The 25,150-nt window shown below is 68.4% G+C and carries 23 protein-coding genes, 1 pseudogene and 2 riboswitches; of the genes and pseudogenes, 14 read left to right on the forward strand and 10 right to left on the reverse strand.

From position 1 onward, the window contains the following. The 3 genes and pseudogenes from HDR50_RS04980 to eno form a co-directional block, all read left to right on the forward strand. Nucleotides 1-375: pseudogene (locus HDR50_RS04980) on the forward strand (RsmB/NOP family class I SAM-dependent RNA methyltransferase); the annotation flags it as partial. A gap of 69 nt (nucleotides 376-444) precedes the next feature. Further along, nucleotides 445-1,275 carry a type III pantothenate kinase gene (locus tag HDR50_RS04985; RefSeq protein WP_291356494.1) on the forward strand — a complete coding sequence of 277 codons (831 nt, stop codon included), beginning with the start codon at nucleotides 445-447 and terminating at the stop codon, nucleotides 1,273-1,275. Next, nucleotides 1,272-2,567, forward strand: a complete 1,296-nt coding sequence (gene eno, locus HDR50_RS04990) for a phosphopyruvate hydratase (RefSeq protein ID WP_291356495.1) — start codon at nucleotides 1,272-1,274, stop codon at nucleotides 2,565-2,567. Before HDR50_RS04985 ends, eno begins: the two co-directional genes overlap by 4 nt. A gap of 190 nt (nucleotides 2,568-2,757) precedes the next feature. Here the strand turns inward: eno and HDR50_RS04995 are convergent, their stop codons facing one another. Continuing rightward, nucleotides 2,758-3,024, reverse strand: coding sequence for an RNA-binding protein (locus tag HDR50_RS04995; RefSeq protein ID WP_165078549.1), 267 nt, complete (start codon nucleotides 3,022-3,024; stop codon nucleotides 2,758-2,760). Here HDR50_RS04995 and HDR50_RS05000 point away from each other — a divergent pair. From HDR50_RS05000 to HDR50_RS05010, 3 genes are all read left to right on the forward strand, one after another. Next, nucleotides 3,023-3,247, forward strand: a complete 225-nt coding sequence (locus tag HDR50_RS05000; protein ID WP_291356497.1) for a hypothetical protein — start codon at nucleotides 3,023-3,025, stop codon at nucleotides 3,245-3,247. The genes HDR50_RS04995 and HDR50_RS05000 overlap by 2 nt on opposite strands. 170 nt (nucleotides 3,248-3,417) lie before the next feature. Further along, the gene (locus tag HDR50_RS05005) at nucleotides 3,418-4,380 is read left to right on the forward strand and encodes a spidroin-2 (RefSeq protein WP_291356499.1); all 963 of its coding nucleotides are present in this window, start codon (nucleotides 3,418-3,420) and stop codon (nucleotides 4,378-4,380) included. Between the two features lie 14 nt (nucleotides 4,381-4,394). Beyond that, entirely contained in the window at nucleotides 4,395-4,946 is a 552-nt protein-coding gene (locus HDR50_RS05010) for a protoporphyrinogen oxidase (protein WP_291356501.1), read from the forward strand. Nucleotides 4,947-5,018: 72 nt separating this feature from the next. Here HDR50_RS05010 and thiC read toward each other — a convergent pair whose 3' ends face one another. Both thiC and HDR50_RS05020 read right to left on the reverse strand, forming a co-directional pair. Beyond that, on the reverse strand, nucleotides 5,019-6,314 hold the full coding sequence (thiC, locus tag HDR50_RS05015) for a phosphomethylpyrimidine synthase ThiC (protein ID WP_291356503.1): 1,296 nt from the start codon (nucleotides 6,312-6,314) through the stop codon (nucleotides 5,019-5,021). Between the two features lie 51 nt (nucleotides 6,315-6,365). Beyond that, nucleotides 6,366-6,494, reverse strand: a riboswitch (TPP riboswitch). 319 nt (nucleotides 6,495-6,813) lie between these two features. Then, nucleotides 6,814-7,794 (reverse strand): M48 family metallopeptidase, encoded by a 981-nt coding sequence (locus tag HDR50_RS05020; protein WP_291356505.1) that lies wholly within the window; start codon nucleotides 7,792-7,794, stop codon nucleotides 6,814-6,816. On the opposite strand from HDR50_RS05020, the gene HDR50_RS05025 reads away from it, so the two are divergent. Next, entirely contained in the window at nucleotides 7,793-8,272 is a 480-nt protein-coding gene (locus HDR50_RS05025; protein ID WP_291356507.1) for a FlxA-like family protein, read from the forward strand. The two genes, HDR50_RS05020 and HDR50_RS05025, sit on opposite strands and share 2 nt — an antisense overlap. Before the next feature lie 142 nt (nucleotides 8,273-8,414). Next, entirely contained in the window at nucleotides 8,415-8,990 is a 576-nt protein-coding gene (gene rbr, locus HDR50_RS05030; protein ID WP_291356509.1) for a rubrerythrin, read from the forward strand. A gap of 89 nt (nucleotides 8,991-9,079) precedes the next feature. Here the strand turns inward: rbr and HDR50_RS05035 are convergent, their stop codons facing one another. Next, on the reverse strand, nucleotides 9,080-9,943 hold the full coding sequence (locus tag HDR50_RS05035; protein ID WP_291356511.1) for a neutral zinc metallopeptidase: 864 nt from the start codon (nucleotides 9,941-9,943) through the stop codon (nucleotides 9,080-9,082). A 147-nt stretch (nucleotides 9,944-10,090) separates the two neighbouring features. On the opposite strand from HDR50_RS05035, the gene HDR50_RS05040 reads away from it, so the two are divergent. The 4 genes from HDR50_RS05040 to HDR50_RS05055 are packed head-to-tail and all read left to right on the forward strand — an operon-like array spanning nucleotide 10,091 to nucleotide 14,176. After that, nucleotides 10,091-11,596: a leucyl aminopeptidase gene (locus HDR50_RS05040; RefSeq protein WP_291356513.1), complete on the forward strand. Its 1,506-nt coding sequence runs from the start codon at nucleotides 10,091-10,093 to the stop codon at nucleotides 11,594-11,596. Beyond that, a complete protein-coding gene (gene cobA / locus HDR50_RS05045) occupies nucleotides 11,596-13,122 on the forward strand; it encodes a uroporphyrinogen-III C-methyltransferase (protein WP_291356589.1) in 1,527 nt (508 codons plus the stop codon). Before HDR50_RS05040 ends, cobA begins: the two co-directional genes overlap by 1 nt. A gap of 11 nt (nucleotides 13,123-13,133) precedes the next feature. Continuing rightward, the gene (purN, locus tag HDR50_RS05050; protein WP_291356515.1) at nucleotides 13,134-13,808 is read left to right on the forward strand and encodes a phosphoribosylglycinamide formyltransferase; all 675 of its coding nucleotides are present in this window, start codon (nucleotides 13,134-13,136) and stop codon (nucleotides 13,806-13,808) included. Nucleotides 13,809-13,849: 41 nt separating this feature from the next. Beyond that, nucleotides 13,850-14,176: a hypothetical protein gene (locus HDR50_RS05055; RefSeq protein ID WP_291356517.1), complete on the forward strand. Its 327-nt coding sequence runs from the start codon at nucleotides 13,850-13,852 to the stop codon at nucleotides 14,174-14,176. A gap of 18 nt (nucleotides 14,177-14,194) precedes the next feature. On the opposite strand, the gene HDR50_RS05060 is transcribed toward HDR50_RS05055, so the two are convergent. Both HDR50_RS05060 and HDR50_RS05065 read right to left on the reverse strand, forming a co-directional pair. Then, entirely contained in the window at nucleotides 14,195-14,707 is a 513-nt protein-coding gene (locus HDR50_RS05060) for a GNAT family N-acetyltransferase (protein WP_291356519.1), read from the reverse strand. A gap of 91 nt (nucleotides 14,708-14,798) precedes the next feature. Then, complete coding sequence (locus HDR50_RS05065; protein ID WP_165078535.1) at nucleotides 14,799-16,508, reverse strand: 30S ribosomal protein S1; 1,710 nt, start codon at nucleotides 16,506-16,508, stop codon at nucleotides 14,799-14,801. A 126-nt stretch (nucleotides 16,509-16,634) separates the two neighbouring features. Next, a riboswitch (cobalamin riboswitch) is annotated at nucleotides 16,635-16,895 on the forward strand. A 44-nt stretch (nucleotides 16,896-16,939) separates the two neighbouring features. On the opposite strand from HDR50_RS05065, the gene HDR50_RS05070 reads away from it, so the two are divergent. Then, complete coding sequence (locus tag HDR50_RS05070) at nucleotides 16,940-17,872, forward strand: sirohydrochlorin cobaltochelatase (protein ID WP_291356522.1); 933 nt, start codon at nucleotides 16,940-16,942, stop codon at nucleotides 17,870-17,872. 2 nt (nucleotides 17,873-17,874) lie between these two features. On the opposite strand, the gene HDR50_RS05075 is transcribed toward HDR50_RS05070, so the two are convergent. Further along, complete coding sequence (locus tag HDR50_RS05075) at nucleotides 17,875-18,834, reverse strand: DUF362 domain-containing protein (RefSeq protein WP_291356523.1); 960 nt, start codon at nucleotides 18,832-18,834, stop codon at nucleotides 17,875-17,877. A 111-nt stretch (nucleotides 18,835-18,945) separates the two neighbouring features. Between HDR50_RS05075 and HDR50_RS05080 the strand changes: the two genes are divergently transcribed. Beyond that, on the forward strand, nucleotides 18,946-20,571 hold the full coding sequence (locus HDR50_RS05080; protein ID WP_291356524.1) for an NFACT RNA binding domain-containing protein: 1,626 nt from the start codon (nucleotides 18,946-18,948) through the stop codon (nucleotides 20,569-20,571). Nucleotides 20,572-20,730: 159 nt separating this feature from the next. On the opposite strand, the gene HDR50_RS05085 is transcribed toward HDR50_RS05080, so the two are convergent. The 3 genes from HDR50_RS05085 to HDR50_RS05095 form a co-directional block, all read right to left on the reverse strand. Further along, nucleotides 20,731-21,690 (reverse strand): carbohydrate kinase family protein, encoded by a 960-nt coding sequence (locus HDR50_RS05085; RefSeq protein ID WP_291356525.1) that lies wholly within the window; start codon nucleotides 21,688-21,690, stop codon nucleotides 20,731-20,733. A 343-nt stretch (nucleotides 21,691-22,033) separates the two neighbouring features. Continuing rightward, entirely contained in the window at nucleotides 22,034-22,405 is a 372-nt protein-coding gene (gene cutA / locus HDR50_RS05090; RefSeq protein ID WP_291356527.1) for a divalent cation tolerance protein CutA, read from the reverse strand. Continuing rightward, nucleotides 22,402-25,149, reverse strand: a complete 2,748-nt coding sequence (locus tag HDR50_RS05095) for a response regulator (RefSeq protein WP_291356529.1) — start codon at nucleotides 25,147-25,149, stop codon at nucleotides 22,402-22,404. The genes cutA and HDR50_RS05095 overlap by 4 nt, the downstream gene beginning before the upstream one ends. Nucleotide 25,150 lies beyond the last annotated feature (1 nt).

A 25,150-nucleotide genomic window follows, 5' to 3' on the forward strand; every position in this document is an offset into this window, starting at 1 on the left:
CCCTGTTGCGACCCGGCGCGCCTGCCCGCAGGCTCTGTGCTCGACTTCGGCGGCACGGCGCGCTTTGTGCCTGAGGCCGCGGCCGCGTTGCTCCCCCCCGGCTTCGGCTGGCAGGCCGCGCCGCTCGGCCGCATGGACGGCGCCGGCGCCTTCGCGCCCGCCCCGCGCCTGCGTTGCCTTGTGCCCGGGGGCGCCGCTGGGGAGCCCGGGCCGCAGTCCCTCGTGCTGGAGGAGGTAACCGAGGTGGAAGCCCTGCTCCAGGGGCGCGCGCTCCAGACCGGCCTCACAGGCCGCGAGGCCGCGCTCTGGTGGCGGGATCTTCCGCTCGGCTGCATCGGCCTGCGCCAGGGCCGGGCGCTCGCCGCCTTCCGCTAGGCGCCCGCGCTTGCCTGTACCCGGAGAATCCGGCATACTGTCTCCGCGCTGAAGGCGGCGGAGGCATCCATGCAGGCGGAACTTCTCCTGTTCGATGTGGGCAATACGTCCATCAAGGTGGGCATGGCCGACGAGAGCCATGTGCTCGCCGCCTACACCCTCCCCGCCGCCACGGGCCAGACGGCCGACAGCCTCGGGCTCACCCTGCTCTCTCTGCTCGGGCATGCGGGCGTGGCGCCGGCGTCGCTCAAAGCCTGCGTGGCCTCCTCGGTGGTGCCGCCGCTGGACCCGCTGCTCGCCGAGGCCGTGGCCCGCTTTGTGGGCCGCCCGCTGCTGCGGGCCGTGGACGACCTCCCGGTGCCGCTGGAAAACCGCTACGAGCGCCCGGCCGAAGTGGGCGCCGACCGCCTGGTGGCGGCCTATGCGGCCAGGCGCCAGTTTCCCGAAGCGGCGTCCCTCGTGGTGGCCGATTTCGGCACCGCCCTCACCCTCGACTGCGTGAGCGGCGAGGCCTACCTGGGCGGCCTCATCTTTCCCGGGCCCGCCACGGCCATGGCCGCGCTCTCGAGCCACGCCGCCAAGCTCCCGCCGGTGAGCATGGACGTGAGCGCCGAGGAGCCGACCCCGGGCCGCGACACGGTGACGAGCATCCGCCACGGGCTTTTCTTCGGCTATGTGAGCATCAGCGAGGGCCTCACCGGGCGCCTCGGCCGGCAGATGCCCGGCCCGGTGACGACGGTCGCCACCGGGGGCTTCGCCGCCGCCATCGCCCAGGCGAGCCCGGTATTTGACGCGGTTTTGCCGCAGCTCCTCCTCGAGGGGCTGAGGCGCCTTTACTATGAAGATCAGGCGTGTGACGCCAGCAAATCCGGCCCGGCCGGCAAAAAGGAGGAGCCATGAGCACCATTGTCTCTGTCCATGGCCGCGAGATCCTTGACTCGCGCGGCAATCCCACCGTGGAGGTGGAAGTTTCCCTGGAGTCGGGCATCAACGCCCGTGCGGCCGTGCCCTCGGGCGCGTCCACCGGCAGCCGCGAAGCGCTCGAAATGCGCGACGGCGACAAGAAACGCTATGGCGGCAAGGGCGTCACCCGCGCCGTCGAGCATGTGAACAACGAGATCGCCCAGGCCCTCGTGGGCATGGACGCCCTGCGCCAGGTGCAGATCGACAATACCCTCATCGACCTCGACGGCACGGACAACAAGTCCCGCCTCGGCGCCAACGCCATGCTCGGCGCTTCCATGGCCTGCGCGCGCGCCGCGGCCACCTTCCTCGGGCTTCCGCTCTACAAGTATATCGGCGGCATCAACGCCAAGGTCCTGCCCGCGCCCATGATGAACATCATCAACGGCGGCGCGCACGCCCCCAACAACCTGGACATCCAGGAATTCATGATCATGCCGCTCGGCGCCATGAGCTTCCGCGACTCGCTGCGCATGGGCGCGGAGATCTTCCACACGCTGGCCGCCATCCTCAAGGCCGACGGGCATGTGACCAGCGTGGGCGACGAGGGCGGCTTCGCCCCCAACCTCAAGAACCATGACGAGGCCTTCAGCTACATCATCCGCGCCATCGAGGAGGCCGGCTACAATCCCGGCGGCGAGGTGGCGCTGGCCATCGACGCGGCCTCGTCCGAGTTCTACAAGGACGGCAAGTACGTCTGCGAGGGCAAGAGCTTCACCAGCGCCGAGATGGCCGAATGGCTCGCCGAGTTCACGCGCAAGTACCCGCTCATCTCCATCGAGGACGGCATGGCCGAAAACGACTGGGACGGCTGGAGCCTGCTCACCTCCACTCTCGGCGAGAACGTGCAGCTCGTGGGCGACGACCTCTTCGTGACCAATCCCTCCATCCTCGCCGAGGGTATCGCCGCCGGGGTCGCCAACTCCATCCTCATCAAGCTCAACCAGATCGGCACCGTCACCGAGACCCTCGACACCATCGAGATGGCCAAGGAAGCGGCCTACACCACCGTGGTCTCCCACCGCTCGGGCGAGACGGAAGACAGCTTCATCGCCGACCTCGCGGTGGGCGTCAACGCCGGCCAGATCAAGACCGGCTCGCTCTCCCGCTCCGACCGCATGAGCAAGTACAACCAGCTTTTGCGCATCGAGGAAGAGCTGGGCGACGACGCCGAGTTCTTCGGCCCCATGCTGGCCGAATACTACGCCCTCGGGCACGGCGACGCCTAGGCGACAGAAACGGGCAACGACAGCGAAACGCGGCGGGGCCCCTGTCCCGCCGCGTTTTTTGCGCCCGGCGCAGAGGGGGGCGCGGCGGAGCGCGCCTTGACGCGCGGGCGCAAAAAAGCCCCGGGGGCGTAGCCAGCCGGGGCGGAAAATCATGCGCGGCCCTCAGGGCTCGCGCGGCGCGTGTGCGCTTTTAGTAGCGGGGAGGACGCGGGGCCCGGGGTTTGGCTTCGTTGACGCGCAGGGTACGGCCCCCGAAGCTGACGTTATCCAGCGCTTCGATGGCGGCATCGGCGTCGCCGTCTTCCATTTCCACAAAGCCGAAGCCGCGGGCGCGGCCCGTTTCCCTGTCGCTGACGAGCTTGACGCTCAGGACATTGCCGTACTCGGAAAACAGATCCTGCACCTGCTCCTCGGTGGCCGACCAGGGAAGGTTCCCCACATAGATGGACTTGGACATGAAACACCCTCGCAAAAAACCAAAAATTTCCCGCGTTGCCCCCGGCAAAACATTTCGCCGGAACGCGGCCCGTTGCGAGGACAAGACCACGCTTTGCGGGGATTGTCAACGCTATGGCGCCAACAACTTGATATTTTATACCTTTTTTCGCCGCTTCCCTACAAAAAGAGTCGGATTTCAAAATGTGAAAAATCAGGCATTTATCCCGCACAGCGGCACATAAAAGGCCATGGGCCACAAAAAAGCCCGCAAAAGAGGGAACAACGCGGTTTTCTCCAGTTTATGACACACCAGCGGTTGAGCGCTTTTCCTTAAGCCCGTCTGGAGCGTAGCAGAAGGCAGGTGCCGGAGCGCCCCTTGCGCGCGGCGGGCGCCCGGGCTACAAGGGCCGGCATGACCCCCGACACGGCCCTGATCTTCTGGCACTGGGGCGCCAGCCTGCTCGGCATCGCGGCCAATGCCGCGGCCACGCTGCCCTTCATGGCGGCGCTCGCCCTCATCCTCGGGCGGCGCGGGCATGCGGCCTTCTGCCTGACGGGCGCCGCGTCCCTCGCCGGCCTCGGCCTCGCGCTTTCGGCCGCGTGGCCGGCGCTCGTCATCGGGGACGCCCTGGTCCAGCTCTCCCAGGTGGCGGACGCGCCGCTCGCGCGGCGTCTCGGCGCCTTTTTCACGCCGGCCGGCGCGGGCATCAGCCTGAGCGTGGCCCTGTGGTGCGCGGGCATCCTCTGCGCGTGGAGCGGCCGGCACGCCTGCCTGCGCAAGGCCGCCGGCCTGCCCCCGGGGACGGACAGCTACAGCGCCCGGGCCATCCGCCTGCCGCTGGTGCTCCTTTTCGGCGCCGCTTGCTGCGCACTGGCGGCATTCGCGCTCCTCAACTGGCCTTTCGCGGGTCTCCCCCCCGGCATGGACTTCTCACGCGCGGCCGCAGCCGTGCTCAAGCATGCCTGCCGCGCCTATTTTACGGCCTTCAGCTCCGGCGGCGCCGTGGGGCTCATCTTGGCAGCCCTTGTGGCGCGCCGGGGCTGGCTCGGCCGCCCGCTCAGCGCCGCAGAGGCCGCGGGCGCCGTGCGCTGGTGCGCCGTGTGGGCCGTGGCCGGGGCCGTGCCGCAGCTCCTCGAGCGCTGGGGCGTGGCTCTGGGGCTCTTGCTGCGCAAGGGGAGCGCCCTCCCCGGCGAGGCGCACGCGGCGCTCTTCCAGCTGGTGGCGCTCTGCCTGCTCACACTGGCTGCCGCCGCCTGGGGGGCTTTACTCGCGGCCCGCGTGCCCAAGAGGCGCCTTGCGCTGGCGGCGGCCGGCCTTGTGCTCCTCATCCTTTCCGCAAGCGCCCCGTGGGCGCTCCGCCTGCTTGTCCCCTGAACCGTGGAGTGACCATGCCAAGAATCGCTTTTGCCGCCCTCCTGCTCCTTCTCCTGTTCTGCCTCCCCGGGAGCGCGGCTGCGCAAAACCCGGAAACGGCCGCCACATCCTCCGCAGACACGCCGGGCGAGCGCAGCTTCAGCCGCTTCGCCGCGACGCTTCCCCCCGGGTGGGACGGCGAGGAGCGCACGGGCTTCAGCAGCGGCGCGCCCGAGGAGTACATGCTCGTGCTCGGCGTGCAGGACGAGGCGGCCGAGCGCTTTCTCGCGCAGGTGAGCGTGTTCGTGCTGCCCAACCGCAAGGGAAGCACGGCCCGCGACTTCGCGCGCGGGATGGCCGAACTTCAGGGCGATGCCACGGAGCCGCGCGAGGAGGGCCGCTTCTGGATCTTTGAGGGCGAGCCGCGCACCCAGGCCCTGCGCGGGCGCGCCACAACGCGGGTGGCCGCCACGCCGGAGCGCCTGCTCATCCTCATCACGCAAGACCCGGAAAATCTCGGCGGCGCGCAGGTAACGGAAAGCCTGCGCGGCCTTGACAACGAAACGCGCGCCCTGCTCGGCCGCTGACAGCTCATACAGCAGCGGCCGCCGCGCCTGTACCGGACGCAACGGCCGCCAGCCTCAGGTTGCTTTCTCCGCTCAGGCTTTTTTCGCCTTGGTCTCCCGCAGCATCTTGACCGCGCAGAACTTGCCGCACATGGCGCAGACCTCCTCGCCCTTGTGCGGCTCGCGCCGCTTGGCGAGCTGTTCGGGGTCGATGGCGGCTTTCGCCATGCCGTCCCAGTCCAGCGCCTTGCGCGCCGCGTTCATGGCCTTCTCGCGAGCCACGGCGCCCGGGCGCCCCAGCGCCACCTCGCCCACCTGCGCGGCCACGCGCGAGGCCATCACCCCGGCGGCCACGTCAGCGGCGTCGGGCAGGGTCAGGTGCTCGGCGGGCGTGAGGTAACAGAGGAAGTCCACCCCGGCCTCCACGCCGAGCGCCCCGCCGATGGCCCCGGCGATGTGGTCGTAGCCGGGCGCGCTGTCGCAGCAGAGCGGCCCGAGCACATAGAGCGGCGCGCCGTGGGTGAGGCGCTTGATGCCCTGTATCTGCGTGCGCACCTGGTTGAGCGGCACATGGCCCGGCCCCTCGATCATGCACTGCACGCCGCGCTCGAGCGCGCGCCGGGCGAGGACGCCGAGATTGATGACCTCCTCCCACTGGGCAGCGTCGCCCGCGTCCGCGCCGGCGCCGGGCCTCAAGCCGTCGCCCAGCGAGAGCACGAGATTGTGCTTAAGGCTGATGTCGACGAGGCGGTCAAATTCCTCCAGCAGCGGATTTTCCCGGTCATTTTCCAGCATCCAGCGCGCCAGCATGGAGCCGCCGCGCGAGACGATGCCCATCTCGCGGCCGCCATTTACGGCGAGCTCTGCCCCGCGCCGCGAGAGCCCGCAATGCACGGTGACGAAATCCACGCCCTGCCGGGCCTGTTTCTCGATTTCCGCGAAAAGGTCGTCCGGCTTCATGGAGGCGATGTCGCGCCCGGCGTCGAGCAGCTGCTGGCCCACGGCGTACATGGGCACCGTACCGAGCGGGAGCTGCCATGCGGCGAGCATTTCCCGCCGGATGGCGTCGAGGTCGCCCGCGATGGAAAGGTCCATGATGGTGTCGGCGCCGGCCCTGGCAGCGGCGGCGATCTTGGCCCGCTCGGTCTCCATGCAGGAGCTGAGCGGCGAGGTGCCGAGATTGGCGTTGACCTTCACCCGCGCGGGCTGGCCCACGAGGATGGGCTTGAGGCCCGGGTGGGCGGGATTGCCCAGAAAGGCCATGGTGCCCGCGTCCAGCGCCTCGAGGATGAGGGCCTCGTCAAGGGCCTCCTCGCGGGCGAGCGTGGCGAGATGCCGCTCGCAAAGCCCGGACAGCGCCGCGTTTTTGGACAAGAGAGTTGATGCCATGATGCCTCCGGCGTTTGCGACGCAGGGCGCAAAAAAAGACCGGAACCTGCGGGAATCCGGTCTGCGCTTCCCTCCGGCAGTGCGAACTGCGTCAGGTTCACAGGGTCTGGGGCATGTCCCCACTCTCAGCCGCCTTGCCAGCGCCACGCGCGGGCCTGTTCGGCTCCCCTAGCTGGGGCGTTTATAGCGGTTTGCGTGCGGACTGTAAAGAGAAGTTCAACTATCCAATGTAGTTGACAGATATTCCATACCCCGTCTGGAGCGAAGCGGAAGACGGGTGCTGGTGCCGGAAGAATCCTAAAAAATAAGATTTTTTGCTGCTTGCAAGGAAGATAAAAATTTTCGCAGGGAGTGTACTTAAGTACTCGACCAAGAAAATTTTTCTCTGACGCAGCAAGCAGCAAAAAGGCTGTTTTTGACGGATAATTTCGGCATTATTGCCACAGCACAAGGACACCGCCACCGCAAAAGTACAGCAAGGTCAAAGGAAACGTGCGCACTAGGACGCCGCAGGCGCGTCCTGCGGCAGCGCCCAGAAGGGGAGCTCGCGCCAGGCTCGGGAAAGGCCCCGCTCGAGCCGGGCCCAGTCGGGCGAGACGCGCGCGAGCTCGGCGCGGTAGGCCGGGGAATGATCCATGTGGCGCAAATGGCAGAGCTCATGGAAGCAGAGGTGGTCGAGCAGGGGCGGCGGGAGGAGGAGTGCCCGCCAGTTGAGCTGGATGTGGGGCTCGGCCGCGCCGGCGCGCCCGCGCGAGCAGCTTCCCCAGCGGGAGCGCTGGTCGCGCACGGCCACCCTGGGCGGCGCGAAACCATGCGCCCGGCCGAGCGATTCCAGGTGCGGCGGCAAGAGGCGCGTGGCCATCCCCCGGCACCAGCGTTGAAGGGCGTGGCCGCAGAGGGCGAGGTCATCCGTGGCGCCGAAAAGCCGCAGATTTTCTCCATGCTCCAGCAGGAGCACGCGGCGGCTGCCCGCGCCCAGGCGCACGAGGGACGCGGCCCCGGCGCTGGCCGCGCGGCCGGCGGCGAAATCTCCGCCGGCGACCACCGAGAGCTCCCGGCCGGCAAGCGGCAGGGCGATTTTTTCAGGCAGGGCGGGCTTGGGGCGCGAGGCGGCAAAACGCGGCCAGGCGCGCTCAAGCCAGGGAAGGAAGGCCGGGACGAGCTCGCCCAGGCGGGCGGACGGCCACGCGGCCGGGATGACCAGCGCAAGCGCGCCCCGGGGCGACAGGCTGAGCCTGGGGCGCCGGCTTCTGGCCGAGCGGCGCACCGTTGCCGTGAGCACTTCACCGCTCGCGAGCACAAAGGGCACGTTTTCTTCCGCTTTCGGGGCTGGCGCTACCATGCCGCCATGCTGCCACAGGCGCGGGTTTCGGTAAAGCGCGGTCATCTCCCCTTCCGCGCGGCACGATTCCTGCTTCTTTCCCGGCACGACACGCCGGGCGGGCAATTCCTGCCGGGCCAGCCATCGGGAGACAAGCATGGAAATCAGCGGAGCCTACAGTTCAAACGCCCTCTGGAACCTCGATGCCGTGAGCGCGGTGGACGGGGAAAGAAGTTCCACCAGCCGCAGCCAGCGCTCGGGCTCGGGCGACACGGCGGAAATTTCCGACGAGGCGAAGCGCCTCTACTCCGAGATGATCCACAAATATGACCAGCCCGCAAGCTCCAGCGCCTCGCAGAACAGCGGCGGCGATGCCGGCCAGTCCGGCGGCGAGGCCGGCGGTGAGGGCGCGCCCGCCGGAGGCGGGGGCGGCGCCGGGGGAGCTTCCTCCTCGTCCGGCAACGATGCCGAGAGCATCCGCAAGCAGATCCAGGCCCTGAAAAGCCAGCTCATGAGCCTGACCTCCAACCTCACGGGCGGCGCGGCGGACGCGGGCGTGACCGGCAAAATCGACGCCCTCCAGTCGCAGATCGCGGCCCTGGAGGCCCAGCTCAACGAAATGGAGCAGGCCGGCTAGGGGCCTTGGGCGTCCATCATCCCCCTCCTGCGCGAACCTATTTGACAGAAACGGCGCGGCTGGGATAGGGTAGGCTTCCGGGCGCGGAAAATTCCGCCGCCGAAGCACCCCAACCTGGCCAGCCAGCTGACCGGAGGTTCGCATGAAGTCACTGAAGGGCTCCCAGACCGAGAAAAATATCCTCATCGCCTTTTCCGGCGAGTCCCAGGCCCGCAACCGCTACACCTTCTACGCCTCGCAGGCCAAGAAGGACGGCTTCATCTTCGTGAGCAAGATCTTTGAGGAGACGGCCTATCAGGAAAAGGAACACGCCGAGCGCCTGTTCAAGCTCCTCGAGGGCGGCCAGCTCGAGATTTCCGGCACCTTCCCGGCCGGCGTCATCGCCGACACCTATGCCAACCTGATCGAGTCCGCGGCCGGCGAGCATGAGGAATACACCAAGATGTATCCCGACTTCGCCACCATCGCCGAAAACGAGGGCTTCATCCCGGTTGCCATAGCCATGCGCAACATCCTCATCGCGGAAAACTACCACGAGAAGCGCTTCCTCGACCTGGCCAACAAGATCAAGACCAACACCATGTTCTCCAATCCCGAGCCCACGGTGTGGCGCTGCCTCAACTGCGGCTGCCTCGTGGACGGCAAGGACGCCCCGGACGTGTGCCCGGCCTGTCTGCATCCCAAGGGCTGGTTCGTGCGCCTGGACATCCAGTTCTAGGACTTTACAGCTTTTGACGAAAACGCCGCCGCTCCTTTCGGAACGGCGGCGTTTTTTGCGTTATGCGCGAATTTTGCGAAGCGCTGCGCCTAATCGATCCCCTTGAAGGTATTGCACTGGCCCGGGTCGCCGCTGTCAAAGCCGCGCCGGAACCAGCGGAGCCGCTGCGCCGAGGTGCCGTGCGTGAAGCTGTCCGGCACCACGCGGCCCATGCTCTGCCGCTGGAGGCGGTCGTCGCCGATGGCGCTCGCCGTGTTGAGCGCCTCCTCAAGGTCGCCGGCTTCGAGGATGCCCTGCTCCTCCATATACCTGCCCCAGACGCCCGCAAAACAGTCGGCCTGAAGCTCCAGCATCACCGAGAGCCGGTTGGCCTCGACCTGGGATGCCCCGGACTGCTGGCGGCGCACCTCCTGGGCGATGCCGAGCTCGTTCTGCACGTGGTGGCCCACCTCGTGCGCCAGCACATATCCCAGGGCGAAGTCCCCGCCGCCGCCAAGCTTGCGCTCCATGTCGCCGTAAAAGGCGAGGTCGATGTAGACGTTCTGGTCGGCCGGGCAATAGAAGGGCCCCATGGCGCTCTGGCCGTAGCCGCAGGCCGTGTCCGTGCTGTCGCTGAAGAGCACGAGCGTGGGCGGGTCGTAGCGTTTGCCCGAGGCGCGGAAGATCTTGTCCCAGGTGTCCTCGGTGCTCTTGAGCGTCACCGAGGCGAAGCGGGCGAGCTCGTCATCCCCGGAGCCGGTCCCGGCCGGCCGCGGGGCGCTCACCTGGGCAACATCGCCGCCCAAGCCGCCCAGAAGCGGGGTCAGGTCATAGCCGTAATAGCCGGCCACCAGCACCACGAGCAGGAGGATGGCCCCCGCCTTGCCGCCGATGGGCATGCCCCGGAAGGCCATGGGCGACCTGCCGCGGCGGTCCTCCACGTGGGAGCTTTGCTGCTGATTCTGCCAGCGCATGCGCGTTCCTCCTGCTTGTGCCGCTGTCGGGCCGCCAAATCCTAGCCAGTGCGGCCCAAAAGCGCAAGGCCGCTTGCTTGGCACTGGCGGGCCTTTTGTGTAGAGTCGTGCGGCGGCGCGCCGCTTCGCGCCCAAGGAGGGCTTGCCATGGAAGTGCGGTTTCAGAATCTCGGCCCCGAGCACTGGAAGGGCGACGTGCTTTTGGCCTTCGCCTGCGAGGGCGAGGAGCTGTTGCAGGAGAACCCGGAGCTCGACAAGGCCGCGCCCTGGCTCGCCGTGGCGCCCGCCCTGCGCGATTTCAAGCCCAAAGAAGGGGCGCTGGCCCTTTTGCACGGCCACCCGGAGCTCGCCATCCCGCGCGTGCTCGCCATCGGCCTCGGCAAGCGGGAGGACGTCACGCCCGAGCGCATCCGCAAGGCCGTGGCCAGTGCCGTGCAGCGCTGCCGCGCCCTGGGCGTGACATCCATCCTGTTGCCCGAGCCGCAGCTCGGCCGCCTGCCGGGGGGCCGCGAGCGCCTGGTGGAGGAATGCGTCTGCGCGGCGCAGCTCGCCCTCTACCGCTTCGACGCCCTGAAAAAGGCGCCCAAGGACGAAAATCCGGCGCCGGAATGGCTGGCCCTGGGCTTTGACGGCGAGAGCGTGCCCGACGGGGGCCATGCCGCGGCACGCAGGGGCGAGAGCGCGGCCTGGGCCGTCTCTCTCGCGCGCGACCTCGCCAACATGCCGGGCAATCTCCTCTCGCCGGCGCTGCTCGCCGAGCGCGCCGCAACGGTGGCCGAGGAAAGCGGCCTCACCTGCGAGATACTGGACGAGGACGCGCTGGCCCGCGAGGGGCTCGACTGCCTGCGCGCCGTGGGCCAGGGCTCCACGCGGCCGCCGCGCCTCGTTGTGCTCGAATACGCGCCCGCCGGCCACGAGCAGGAAAAGCCGCTCATCCTCGTGGGCAAGGGTATCACCTTCGATTCCGGCGGCCTGTGCATCAAGCCCGCGGCCAACATGTACCAGATGAAGTGCGACATGAGCGGCGCCGCGGCGGTGCTCGCCTCCATGGCCGCGCTGGCCCGGGAGGGCGCGCCCCGCCGGGTGGTGGGCCTGCTCGCCTGCGCGGAGAACATGCCCGACGGCGGCGCGTTTCGGCCCGGGGATGTGGTGACGGCCGCCAATGGCGACAGCGTGGAGGTCATCAATACCGACGCCGAGGGGCGCCTCGCACTCTGCGACGCGCTGGCCTGGGCGCAAAAGCGCTGGACGCCCGCGGCCATCGTGGACATCGCCACGCTCACCGGAGCCTGCGCCGTGGCGCTGGGCACCGGGCTGGCCGGCCTGTTCTGCGACGACGACGGCCTCGCCGAACGCCTCGGCGCCGCCGGGGCCGTTGCCGGGGAAAATTACTGGCGTCTGCCGCTCTGGCAGCCCTATGCGGAGCAGTTGAAAAGCGAAGTGGCCGACATCAAACACACGGCCGGCCGCGAGGGCGGCGCCATCACGGCCGCGCTCTTCCTGCGCCACTTCGTGCGCGAGGGCGAGCTGTGGGCGCACCTCGACATCGCCGGCGTGGACTGGAACGCCAAGACCACGCCGCTCTGCCCCGAGGGCGCCTCGGGCTTCGGCGCGCGCACCCTGCTCGAGCTTATGCGCGGGGGCATCCAGTGATGCTCGTCTACCTGCTCGGCGCGGGCCCCGGGGACCCGGGCCTGCTCACGCTCAAGGCCCGCGACGCCCTGGCCCGCGCGGATGTGGTCGTGTATGACGCGCTCGCCAATCCTTCCCTGCTGGACCACGCCCGGCCGGACGCCGAGCGCATCTACGTGGGCAAGATAGCGGACAAGCACGCCCTGCCCCAGCACGAGATCAACGCGCTCCTCGTGCGCAAGGCCCAGGAGGGCGGTGGCCGCGTGGTGGCGCGCCTCAAGGGCGGCGACCCCTATATTTTCGGGCGCGGCGGCGAGGAGGCCGAGGCGCTGGTGGCCGCGGGCGTACCCTTTGAGGAGGTGCCCGGCGTGACGAGCGCCATCGCGGCCCCGGCCTATGCGGGCATCCCGCTCACGCACCGCGATTTCGCCTCTTCCGTGACCATCATCACCGGCCACGAAAGCCCGGACAAGCCGGGCTCGGTGCACAACTGGGAGGCGCTCGCCAAAAGCGCCTCAACCCTCGTCTTTGTCATGGGCATGAAGAACCTGCCCGACATCGCGGCCAACCTCATCCGGGCCGGCATGGCGGCGGACACGCCGGCGGCCCTCGTCTATCGCGGCACCACGCCGCGCCAGCGCTCGCTCGTGGCGCCGCTGGAGGAGCTGCCGCGGGAGGCCGTGGCCCAGGGCTTCAGCAACCCCTCGATCATCGTGGTTGGCAAGGTGGCCGAGCTCAACGCGAGCCTGGACTGGTTCGGCAAGAAGCCCCTGCTCGGCCGGCGCGTGGTGGTGACGCGCGCGCGAGAGCAGGCCAGCGGCCTCGCGGCCAGGCTCACGGAACTGGGGGCGGAGGTCATCCAGTTCCCCACCATCGAAATCAGCGAGCCCGAAAGCTACGGCCCGCTGGACGCGGCCATCGCAGGCCTGGGCGCATATGACTGGCTCATCTTCACCTCGGTCAACGGGGTGCGCCACTTCTGGCAGCGGCTTGAGGCCGCAGGCAAGGACAGCCGCGCGCTCGGGGGCCTGCGGGTGGCGGCCATCGGGCCGGCCACGGCCGAGGCCCTGGCGAGCCGGGGCATCAGGGCGGACTTTGTGCCGCCCAAGTACCAGGCCGAGGACGTGGCCGAAGGGCTCAAGGCCGTTGCGGGCAAGGAGATCGCCGGCATGCGCTTCCTTTTGCCGCGCGCCCGGGAGGCACGGGAGGTGCTGCCGGACGAATTGCGCAAGGCCGCCGCGGTGGTGGGGGTAGTGCCCGCCTATGTGACCGTGCCGGCCGCCGGCCGCAAGGACGAGGTGCTGCAACTCTTGGAGGCCGGCAAGCTCGATTGCGTGAGCTTCGGCTCCTCCTCCACGGTGGAGAATTTCCTTGCGCTCGTGCCCGAGGAACTGCTCAAGGCGCATCCCGAGACCGTGCTCGCGGCCATCGGCCCGGTCACGGGGCGCACCCTCGAGCGCCACGGGCTCAAGGCCGCGGTGATGCCACAGGACTACACCATCCCGGCCCTGGCGGACGCCATCGCCGCGCACTTCGACACCCCCTGAGCGGAGCCGACATGCCCCTCAAGATCGCCATCCTCGCCTCGGGCAGCGGCACCAACGCCCAGGCCATGATTGACAAGGCCGCGGCAGGCGTGCTCGACGTGGACATCCGCCTCATCGTGAGCAACCGCCCGGGCGCTGGCGTGCTCGAGCGGGCGCAAAAAGCCGGAATTCCTTGCGCCGTGCTGGATCACAAGGACCATCCCATCCGGGAGGCCCACGATGCGGCCATGGTGGAGGCCCTGAAAGCGAGCGGCGCGGAATACATCGTGCTCGCCGGCTATATGCGCATCCTCACCCCGGTGTTTCTGGAGGCCTTCGCGGGCCGGGTGCTCAATATCCACCCCGCGCTCCTGCCGAGCTTTCCGGGTGCGCACGGCGGCGCGGACGCGCTCGCCTACGGCGTCAAGCTCACGGGCTGCAGCGTGCATTTTGTGGAAGAGGAGATGGACGCGGGCCCGCTCATCATCCAGGCGGCCGTACCCGTCAATGCTGGCGAGCCGCTGGAAACGCTCATGCCGCGCATCCACGCCCTGGAGCACCGCATCTACCCGCAGGCCCTGCAATGGCTGGCAGAGGGCCGCATCCGCCGCGAGGGCCGGCAGGTATATCTTGCGCCCGGGGACGCCAGAGCCCTGCGCCCGGACGGCGACTGGCTCGTCTGGCCACCGCTGGAGGAGAGGTTTTAGCCGCGGCTTCCCCGTTCCCCCGACTTTTGGAGGTATGCTTCATGGAAAGCTGGCATCCCTATGCGGACGGCGCGACGCTGGGTGAGAAAGGAACGGAAAACGGCATCATCCGGCTTGACGAAGAATTTTCCCTGGGCGCGCGTATCACGCTGGAGGAGGCCGGCTACCAGCCTTGGGGCATCACTTGCAGCATTTATGGCTGCTTCGTCCGTACTGCCTTTGCCTCTTCCGAAGAAGAGGCGCGGACAAAATACGCGACCATGAAAGAGGAAATCGGAACCACACTGGAGCGGGTCGAGTCCCTGCCCGAAGACGACGCCAGCGATTTTATCGACGGCTTTACCGAGCGTTTCTGCAATACTTACTGATGGGGCGCCGCTGGGGCATTACCCCTGCCCCACCTCGAACTCATAAAACACCCGCCGATAGCCTGCGTCCTGCCCCCGGCGCATCTCGGTAAATCCCAAGCGGTCGTAAAAAGCCTGGGCTTCGGTCATGACCGCATTGGTGTAGAGCTTGAGGCGGCGGCAGCCCAAGGTCTTGGCGCGGCGCAGGGCAAAGTCCACCAGCGCCCGGCCGTAGCCCCGGCCCTGAGCGTCGCCGCTCACGGCCAGCACTTCCAGCGACAGGGCGCCGTCGGCATCCGGCACGAGCACGATGCAGCCCCGGATACTTCCTTGCGGCGCGACCTCCCCATGCGCCCCGCCATCCTCCTCCAGCACGAAAGCCTGCCCGGCCCTGATGTAGGCGCCGTAATCGTCCAGCATGGGATACGGCTTGCGGTCCATGCGCGGCAGATAGACACTGAACGCCTCCATCACCACGGCCTCAAGCCCCTCCCGGTCGCGCTCCGCCGCCGTGCGGATGCGCCACGGCCTTTCGCCCTGCTCTCCGTCCATCTGCTCCGCCTCCTGAAAACCATTCCTTCCGCTCACGCAAAAAGGGCAGCCCGAAGGCTGCCCTCTCGTATCCCTTTTTCCCGCAGCGGGGCTAGTCCTCGCTGTTCTCCTGCGCGGCGGCCTTGAGCAGGTCGCCCAGGCTCTGGCCACTCTCCTGCGGGCCGGCGTGGAATTCCTTGGGCTTGCGGCGCTCCTCCTCGTCCTTGATCTGCTTGATGGAGAGGCCGAGGCGGCGTTCCTCCGCGCTGACGTGGATGACCTTGGCCTGGATCTCCTGGCCTTCCTTGAAGGCCTCGGCCGGGGTCTTGAGCTTCTTGCCCGAGAGCTCGGACACGTGCACCAGGCCCTCGATGCCTTCCTCGACCTCCACGAAGAGGCCGAAGTCGGTGATATTGGTCACCGTGCCCTTGATGGTGCAGCCCACGGGATAGGTGTCCGGCACATGGGCCCACGGGTCGTCGGCCAGCTGCTTGATGCCCAGGGTGAACTTCTCGTTGCCCTGGTCCACCACGAGCACCTTGGCCTGCACCACGTCGCCCACCTTGTAGAGCTCGTTGGGGTGGCGCACCTTCTTGGTCCACGAGATGTCGGACACATGGATGAGGCCGTCGATGCCGTCCTCGATGCCGATGAACATGCCGAACTCGGTGATGTTCTTGATGACGCCCTCAAGCACGGTGCCCTCGGGGTAGCGCTCGGCCACGAGCTCCCACGGGTTGGGCCGGACCTGCTTCATGCCGAGACTGATGCGCTTCTTCTCGCCGTCCACGCCGAGGATGACCACTTCCACCTCGTCGCCGGTGTGCACCATCTGGGAGGGATGCCTGAGCTTGCGCGTCCACGACATTTCGGAGATGTGCACCAGGCCCTCGACGCCGGGCTCAAGCTCCACGAAGGCGCCGTAGTCCACAAGGTTGGTGACCTTGCCGTTGATGCGCGCGCCCTGCGGGAAGCGGGCCGAGATGTCCTGCCACGGGTCAGGCACGAGCTGCTTGAGGCCCAGGGAGACCTTGTTGGTCTCGCGGTCAAAGGAAAGCACCTTGAGGGTCAGGTCCTGGCCCATGGTGATCATTTCCTTGGGGTGGCGGATGCGCTTCCAGCTCATGTCCGTGATATGGAGCAGGCCGTCGAGGCCGCCCAAGTCCACGAAGACGCCGTACTCGGTGATATTCTTGGCCTTGCCGTTGACCACCTGGCCCTCGGCGAGGGTCTTGAGCAGCTCGGCGCGCTTGGCGTCGCGCTCCTCCTCGAGCAGCACGCGGCGCGAGACGATGACATTGCTGCGCCGGCGGTTGATCTTGAGCACGCGGAACTCGAACTCCTGGTTGACCAGGGCGTCCATGTCCGGCACGGGGCGCAAATCGACGTGGGAACCGGGCAGGAAGGCCTCAACGCCCCCGATGTTCACCGTGTAGCCGCCCTTGATGCGGCGCACGATATGCCCCTTGATGACCTTGTTGTTCTCCTGCACGTCCTCGAGCTGGTCGAAGACCTGCATGCGCTTGGCCTTTTCAAAGGAGAGCGTGATGGTGCCGTCCTGCTCGTTCTTGCGGACCACATAGACATCCACCCTGTCGCCCACCTTGACGCCCACATTGCCCGCCGCGTCGCGGAACTCGGCCGTGGGGATCTGGCCCTCGGACTTGAAGCCCACGTCCACGAGCACATTGTCGTCGTTGACGCGGACGATCTCGCCCTTGGTGATGGAGCCTTCTTCAAGATCGCCAAAATCGGGGTTGAGGTAGTCCTCGAGGGCGGCGCCGAAATCGATTTCGTCGTGCCCGGTTTCCTTGTCTGCCATAATTGCCTTGCCTCCAAACAACCGATGGATTTCCCCGCATGCACCGCGAGGGACTGGCACCATAGACGAAAGCACGAAAAAGCGCAAGGAATTTCGCGACGCCGGGCCGGAAAGGCGTTGACATTTTTGGCCTGAAGAGGTAAGGGCGCAGGATTGCGGGGAATTCCGTGCAAATCGGAAACAGTCGCGCTGCGGTAAGAGGGCACGGCGCTTCCTCGCCGTCCGGCCACGTCCTTGGGGCTGGCCCGGACGGCGCGACAGCCAGTCGGCACACGGGCGAAAGCCCGGCCCCATGGGGGACGGCCGGTGAAGGCGAAGCAATGGCGGGGCGCATCCTGGGCCCCACATCCCTCAAGTCCGAAACCCGCCCTGGCCGCCGGAGCGTCCGGCAGGCCCTTCACGCCCTTTCAACGCACGATTGGAGGCCGTCCATGTCTTGTGCCCGTTTCTTCCCGCCCCGTCTTTTCGTTTTTTCGCCCGTCGCAGCCCTTGTGGGCGCCCTGTTCCTCTGCCTGAGCCTCGCCGCGCCGGCCGGCGCCGCTGACCCGGCCCCGCGCGAGGGCATCCTGCTCGTGGCCTTCGGCACCAGCGTGCCCGAGGCCGAGGCCGCCTTCAAGGCCACGGACAAGGCCTTCAGGGCCGCATGGCCGGACTCGCCGGTGGTCTGGGCCTATACCTCGCAGATCATCCGCAAGAAGCTCGCCAAAGAGGGACGCCCGGTGGGCGGCATCGCGGCCGGCCTTGCCCAGCTTGCACGCGACGGTGTGGAGGTCGTGCGCGTGCAGTCGCTGCATGTGATGGCCGGGGAGGAATTCGCGGCGCTGGCGCGCGCCGTGCTGCTGGATGTGGCGAAGCATCCCGGCCGCTTCAAGGCCGTCTATCTCGGCCGCCCGCTGCTGGAATCGCGCGCCGACGCGCAGGACGTGGCCAAGGATGTGCTCGGCGCGCTGGCCGGGCGGCGCCAGCCGGGCGACGCGCTGGTGCTCATGGGCCACGGGCAGGAGAAGGGCCGCGCCGACCTCGTGCTGGAGGGCACGCGCGCGGCCTTCCAGACGAGTGATCCGCTGGTCTTTATCGCCAGTGTGGAGGGCAGCCGCAGCTTTGACGAGCTTTTGGCCGAGCTTCGCGCGCACAAGGTGCGCCGCGTGTGGCTCCAGCCGCTGATGCTGGTGGCGGGCGACCATGCCCGCAACGACCTTGCCGGGGAGGAGGAAGACTCCTGGGCCTCGCGGCTCAGGGCCGCGGGCTTCGAGGTGGAGGCCAACCTCGTGGGCCTTGGCGAGGTGCCGGGCATTGCCGAACGCTTTGTGGAGCACGCCCGCGCCAGCGAGGACGACCTTACCCGCGAGCCCCGGAAGGAGTAGGTTTACCCCCGCACGGCCGCCCAGGCGCGGCGGCACAGGCTCTTCACGAGGCGCCCGGGGCTGAAGGACGTGTGCTTGAGCACGGCGGGCACGATGAAGCCCTGCACGCGGCACTCGCCGGGGCTCAGGAGCGGATAGGCGGCTTCGGGCCTGGCGGCGGCGTCTCCCGCGGCAGCCCGGCGCCCCAGGGCCCGTTCCAGCGGGGGCACCGGCGCGCCCAAAAGCTCGCGCAGGGCCGTATCCAGCGCAGGGGCCGACACGCTCGCGCCCACGAGCCCGAGGGCGAAGGGCTCGCCGCGGGATGGCCCGGTGACGTGCATGGCCGTAACGCCGTCGGCCAGCGCCGCCACCGGCGTCAGCGCCGCCCAGAGCGCGGCGATGGCGTCGGCAAAGAGCTCCGGCTCCTGCCCCTCGCGCGCATGCACGAGCGCCTTGCCAAGGCCCGGCACGCAGCCAAAGCAGTTCTTGACCGCGAGGGTCAATTCCATCTGGCTGTGCGCCTTGACCTTGGCCGCGGAGAGCACAAGGTCGGCCTCCAGCGCCCTGCGCGAGACGCGGAAGGGCAGCCGGCCGCCGTCAGGAAGACGGAGTTCCACGCACGCGGCCCGGTCACGGGGCGCCACGGCGAGGCCCAAGGGCCGCAAGGCCGCGGTGAGGCCGATGGCCTCGGCCACGGCGCTGGCGCGGCCAAAGCCAGGCGAATCCGCCACCGCCACGCGGGCGCCGCGCCCGAGCAGCCATTCACAGGCCGCGGCCACCACCTGCGGATGCGTGCAGGCAAGCGGTTTTGCCATGAGCAGATTGGGCTTGACGAGCACGCGCGCACCCGGGGACACGGCAAGGCCCGAGGCGTCCAGCACGCGGAACACCGCGTCGCGCACCACGGGCGGCTCATAGCTTGCGCAGCGAAGCAGGGCCACGGGAACGGCGGGAGCCGAAGTCGAAACGGGAGCGGACTGCATGCACAGAGCCTATGCCGTCCCGCCGGCCCCTGTAAAGCCTCCGGGCCGGCGTCCTCCCCGGGCGCCCCTCCGCGCCTTGTTCCCGCGCCCGCGCCGCGCTAGACTGGCGCCATGGACGCCCATCTCTTCCGCCGCTTTTGCGAAGCCGCCGAGCCCCTGCTCGTGGGGAGCCGCATCGAAAAACTCCAGGAGGCCGGCCCGGGCCTGCTCGTCCTGAGCCTCTACGGCAATGGGCAAAAACGCCAGCTCTGCCTGCGCCATGACCGCAAGGAACCGTTCTGCTTTTTCGCGGCCTCCCGCCTGACAGCCGGGGCCGCGCCCTCGGCCGCCATCATGCGCCTGCGCAAGTATGCGGTGGGGCGGCGCATCGCGGCCCTGGTCCCGCAATTCTGGCAGCGCCGGCTCTGGCTTTTGCTTGCCGGCAACGCGGAAAAGGAGGGCGGCGCGCTCCCGGCCGGGTTCGCGCTCTGGCTGTTGCTCGACCTGCGCGAGGGCGCGAGCCTCCACTTCCAGCCGCCGGAGGGCGCCGAACGGGGCGCCTCCGCCCTCCCCCTGCCGCCCGAGCCGGACGCGCCGCAATGGCCCGGGCCCGCGCAGCTTCAGGACGCGCTCGGCCACTGGCGCGACTGGCCCGTGCTCACCCCGGCCCTGCGCCGCAGCCTCGCGCACATGGAAGAACCCGACCAATGGGCGCTCATGGAGGATCTGCGCGCCGGCGGCGGGGATGTGTTCCTGTATTCGCAGACGGGCGCGCCGGATGTGGTCCGCGCCGCGTCCGCATGGCCGCTGCCGCCGGAACTGCGCGCGGGCCTTGTGGAAGAATCCGGGGAGGATGTGCTCGCCCTCACCGAGCGGGCCGCGGCCTCGCTGGTGCTGGGGCGACTTGCCGCGGCCGGGGAGGCGGAGCGCGCGAAGCCCGTGCAGCGGCGTTTGCGCAAGGTGGGCAAGCTGCTCGAAAAACTCGACGAGGAGGAGCGGCGGCTCAAGGCCATGACGAGCCGGCAGGCGGACGCGCTGGCGCTCTCGGCGAACCTCTGGCGCTGGCAGGCCGACGCCCGCGCCGAATGGGTGGAAGTGCCGGACGAAACGAGCGGGGACGGCGAGCCGCGCCGCATCCGGCTGGACGCGCGCCATGACATCCGCGCCAATATGGAGCGGCTCTTCCATGCCGCCAAGCGGGGCAAGCGCGGGCTCGAAATGCTTGAGCCCCGGCGCGCGGCCCTGCTGGAAGAGGCCGCGGGCGTCAGGCAGGCGCTTGGCGAGGGGGGCGAGGCGCTCCCCGCTGCCGCTGGCGGGGAGGCTGCCACCCCCGCCGCTCCTGTGGGGGCGCGAATCATCCCGCGCGAGCTGCCCAAACGGGTGCAGGCCTTCGTGAGCGAGGACGGCTTTTTGCTTTTGCGCGGCCGCGACGCCCGGGGCAACCAGGCCCTCTTGCGCAAGGCCGCGCCCGGGGACATCTGGCTGCACGCCGAGGGCGGCCCTGGCGCACACGTGCTCATCCGGCGCGCCCATGCCGGGCAGGAGGTGCCGGAACGCACGCTTCAGCAGGCCGGATGCCTTGCGGCCAGCAAGAGCTGGCGCCGCGACGCGGCGAGCGCGCGCATCCTCTATGCCGAGGCGCGCCATGTGCGCCCCCTGCGCGGCGCCGCGCCCGGCACGGTGCGCATGGACAAGATCCTCGCCACGCGCGAGGTGGCCGTGGACCCGGAGCTGGAGAACCGCCTCGTCCACTCCTGAAAGTTCTTGCCCACGGGAGTCGGGGCCTTCCTTAAATCCGTCTGGAGCGAAGCGGAAGACGGGTGCTACGACCGGCTGGCGGCGCGAAGCGCCGTGCCCGTTGGCGAGCGAAGCGAGCCCTACGGGCATCGACAGCAGCGATGCTGCCGAACCCGGTCCCTACCAGCCCACCACAAGCTCCGCCGGCCACGCGCCGAAGGCCGACTCATAGCGGCTCCTGAACTCGGCCGGCGTGTAGTTGTGCTCCTGCGTGCCCATGCGCTCGATGGCAAAGCTCGCGCTCACCGAGCCCAGGCGCGCCGCCTCGGGTATGGCAAGCCCGGCGGCCAGCCCCTTGATGAGGCCCGCGCGCTGGGCGTCGCCCGCGCCTGTGGGGTCCACCACGCGCTCCACGGGCACCGAGGCCACGCGCACGTCCGTGCCGTCCGCGCCGCGCACGCGGCAGCCCGCGGCGCCGAGGGTGGTCACGAGCCAGAGGGTGCGTCCGAGCAGTTCGTCCTCGCTCATGCCCGTGGCCTTGCAGATCATGTTCAGTTCGTAGTCGTTGGTGATGCAGGCGAAGGAGCCCTCAATGGCCGCCCTAAGGTCGCTGCCCGAGAGCACGGGGAGCTGCTGGCCCGGGTCGAAGATATAGGGCACGCCGTGCTCGCGGAAAAAGGCGGGCAGGCGGCACATGTCCTCCACATTGCCGGGCGAGATGATGGCGATGTCCTTTTCCGCGTCCAGGTCAGGGAAGCTGTAGTCGGAGGGCACGTTCATGGCGCCGGGATAGAAGCCCGTGATCTGGTTGCTGTTCATGTCCGTGGTGATGTAGCAGAGCGCCGTGAATACGGCCGGGTCGCGGCGGATGCCGTCCAGCGGCAGGCCGAGCTCACGAAGGCGCGCGGCATAGGCGTCAAAATCGCGCCCGGCCGAGGACACGATGACCGGCTTCTCGCCGAGCAGCGCCAGCGAATAGGCGATATTGCCGGCGCAGCCGCCGTTGCGCTCCTCCATGCGGTCCACCATGAAGCTCACATTGAGCATGTGCAGCTTGTCCAGGAGGATGTGGTCCTGAAAGTTGCCGGGAAAGGTCATGATGCGGTCAAAGGCCAGGGAGCCGGAAACGTAGATGGACATGGATGCCTCGCTGATGTGTTGGGCGGTTGTCAGTGCCGCCGGGGCCGTGCTTTGCGCGGAGTGCGCAGAAATTCGGGGAAGCTTGTTATCTTTTGTGTTGGTGCCGTGTCCGTGCGGACTGGGTAATGCCGAAATTATCAGTCAAAAACAGCCTTTTCGAGGCTGGCTGCGTCAGAGAAAAATTTTCTCGGTCGAGTACTTAAGTACACTCCTGTCGAAAATTTTCATCTTCCTTGCCCGCCTCGAAAAATCTTATTTTTTAGGATTCTTCCGGCACCAGCACCCGTCTTCCGCTTCGCTTCAGACGGATTTAAGGAATATTTACCAACTCCTCCAAAAAGGATTAGGACGCTGGCGCCGTGCTGTTCTCGCCTACCCAGCGCACGAAGGGCGCATGCCCGGTCGCCACCGCAAGCCCGAGCACGCAGGGGACGGCGTGCGGATGCGCCGCCGTGACCGCCGCGCAAAAGGCCGCAAAGGCCGGCGCCCCCACCTGCGCGAACAGGATGCGCTCCCGCGCCTCGCGGACCTCGCCCTGCCAGCGGTAGACCGAGCGCGCCCCGTCCACCACATTGACGCCCGCGGCAAGCCCGCGCTCCACCAGGAGCCTGGCCAGCGCAAAAGCCGCCTCGCCGTCGCCCGCCGCATCCGGCACGGTCACATAGGCGAGCAGCACCCCGGGGAGGGCGCCACCCTCGTCTTCCGGGCCGGTCATGCCGCCGTCTCCGGGGCCGACCCCCTGCCGCCGCGAATCTTTTCTTCCATGAGGCGATACATGGCCTGCACGTCCAGCGGCTTGGCGAGGTGGCCGTCCATGCCGGCGGCGAGCGCCGCGGTGACATCATCGTCAAAGGCGTTGGCCGTCATGGCGAGGATGGGGACAGTCTGCGCGTCGGGCCTCTCCAGCGCGCGAATGGCCCGGGTGGCCTCGTGGCCGTCCATCTCCGGCATCTGCACATCCATGAGGATGCAGGCATAGGTGCCCGGCGCAGAAGCCTGAAACTTCTCCACGGCCTCGCGGCCGTTGGCGGCCACGTCCACCGTGGCGCCCACCATGTCGAGAAATTCGCAGGCGATCTCCTGGTTGAACTCGTTGTCTTCGGCCAGCAGCAGGCGGCAATCGCTGAAATCGAAGCGGCCCACGCCGCCCTTCTCCGCGGGCGGCTGCGGGGCGGGCGCATGCTCCGCGGCGGCGCTGTCCCCCGCGCCTTCGGCTGCCGCCTGCGCCTCACCTGCCTGCGTCCCCTCGCGCGCCGCCGCTCGGCGCGTCACCGTGCACAGGGTATTGTAGAGGCTCGAGGCGAAGAAGGGCTTGGGGATGAAGGCGTCCACGCCCACGGCGCGGGCTTCCTCCTCGATGACGCTGTAATCGTAGGCCGAAGCGAGGATGAGGATGATGTGCGAGGCACCGATCTCCGCGCGGATGCGGCGCGCGAGCTCCTTGCCGTCCATCTCGGGCATCTTCCAGTCGATGACGCAGATGTCGAAGTCCTCGCCCCTGCCATGCGCCTCGTGGAGCACGCGCAGGGCGTCCTTGCCGTTGAGCGTCCAGCTCACGGTCATGCCCATCTTGTCGAGCAGAAGGTCGGCGTGCTCGCAGGTGCCCTGGTCGTCGTCCACCACCAGCACCCGCAAGGGCCCGAGCTCGCAGCGCTCGGCCTCGCCGCCGCCCTCCGCCACGCGGAAGGGCAGTTCCACGGTGAATTCCGTGCCCTTGCCCTCCTCGCTCTCCACCTGGATGGTGCCCCCGAGCAGGGTGATGAGGTTCTGGGTGATGGCCATGCCGAGGCCCGTGCCGCCGAACCTGGCTGCGGTGCTCGCCGAGGCCTGCTCGAAGGGCCGGTACAGGTGCTCGAGCGCCTCGCTGTTCATGCCGATGCCCGTGTCGCGAACGATGAACTGCAGGCGCACCGTGGCGTCGCGGGCCATGACCTCGCGCACCGTGAGCGCCACGGTGCCCCCGGCCGGCGTGAACTTGATGGAATTGGACAGCAGGTTGAGGAGGATCTGGTTGAGCCTGAGCGCGTCGCCCACCAGGTGTTCGGCCACCTCGTCATGCACGAGGATGTCGAAATTGAGGCCGCGCGCCTCCACCTGCGGCATGACGAGGGTGGCGAGCGATTGCAGGGACTCCTTGAGGTCGAAGGGCTCGCGGTTGATGGAGAGCTTGCCTTCCTCGATCTTGGCCATGTCGAGCACGTCGTTGATCAGGCCCAAAAGGTGCCGGGACGAAAGCGCGATCTTGCCGAGGCAATCCTCCACGCGCGCAGGGTTGTTCATATGGCTGAGCGCGATGGTGGTCATGCCGATGATGGCGTTCATGGGCGTGCGGATCTCGTGGCTCATGTGCGAGAGGAAGCTGCTCTTGGCGGAATTGGCCGTGCGCGCGTTCTGGAGCGCGTCGTTGAGCGCCTGCTGGCTCCTGATGGCCTCGGTCTGGTCGTTGAGCACGAGGATGGTGCGCTGGAAGCAGTCGCCCACCCAGATGGGATAGACGCGCACCTTGAAGAAGCGGCCGCCCGAGGGGAGCCTCAGCTCCATGTCCGACTCTTCGCCGGGGTAGAGGGTGACGTCGCGCTCCGAGGGGTGGCGGCTGTGGAACTGGAGCACCAGCCCCTTGAGCCACTCGGCCACGGGCGCGTCGAAGAGGCCGTAGAGCCGTTCGGGCTCCTCGCGCAATTCCGCAGCCGGGATGCCGAGGATGCGCCCGCTGTTGACGCTCACATAGTCGAGGGCGCCCGCGCCGTCCGCAATGAGGAAGACCTCGTCGATATTCTCGCCGAGCAGCCGGAAGAGCCGCTCCTGGTAGGCCACCTCGGCCATGCGCGCGCTTTCGAGGCGGTGGGTGTACATGATGAGCAAGAGGATCATCACGCCCACCACGAAGGTCACGAGAACAGCAGCATTGCGGATGCGGTTCATGTCCTCCACGAGGGCCAGGGCGCGCGCCTCCGCGCCGGCCGTGATCTCCCGGAGGATGGTGTCCACCGTGCGGAAGCGCGGCAGCACGATGCGGGCATAGTCGCGCTCCACTTCCTCGCTGTCGTCCCTGCCCACATTGGCGGCAACGAAGTCGCGGCGCACGTGGCGCAATTCCGCAAGCGCGTCCACAAGCGCGGTGAGCTGGCTCTCGTTGCCGCGGAACTTGTCACGGATGCGCGCGATGGCCTCGTCGCCCACGCGCGCCTGCCCGGCAAGGAAGGAATTGACCTCGGCCTCGCCCACGCCCGGGCGCCCCACGAAGAGCGGGAGCGAACGGCTGAGCTCGCCAAGGCGCGTGCGCAGTTGCGTGGCCTCGCCCGAAACGATGAAGGGATACTGGTAGAGGAGGTCGGTGATGGCGCCCAAACGGTGCAGCGCAAGGGCGGTAAAGGCCATATAGGCCACGGTGACGCAATAGAGGAAGGGCAGAAGCCACTTGCGCAGGGGCGCGGAGGCCCGGGGATGGCTATGCGTCAAG

This window comes from Desulfovibrio sp., from assembly GCF_014803725.1.
Classification (GTDB): domain Bacteria; phylum Desulfobacterota; class Desulfovibrionia; order Desulfovibrionales; family Desulfovibrionaceae; genus Desulfovibrio.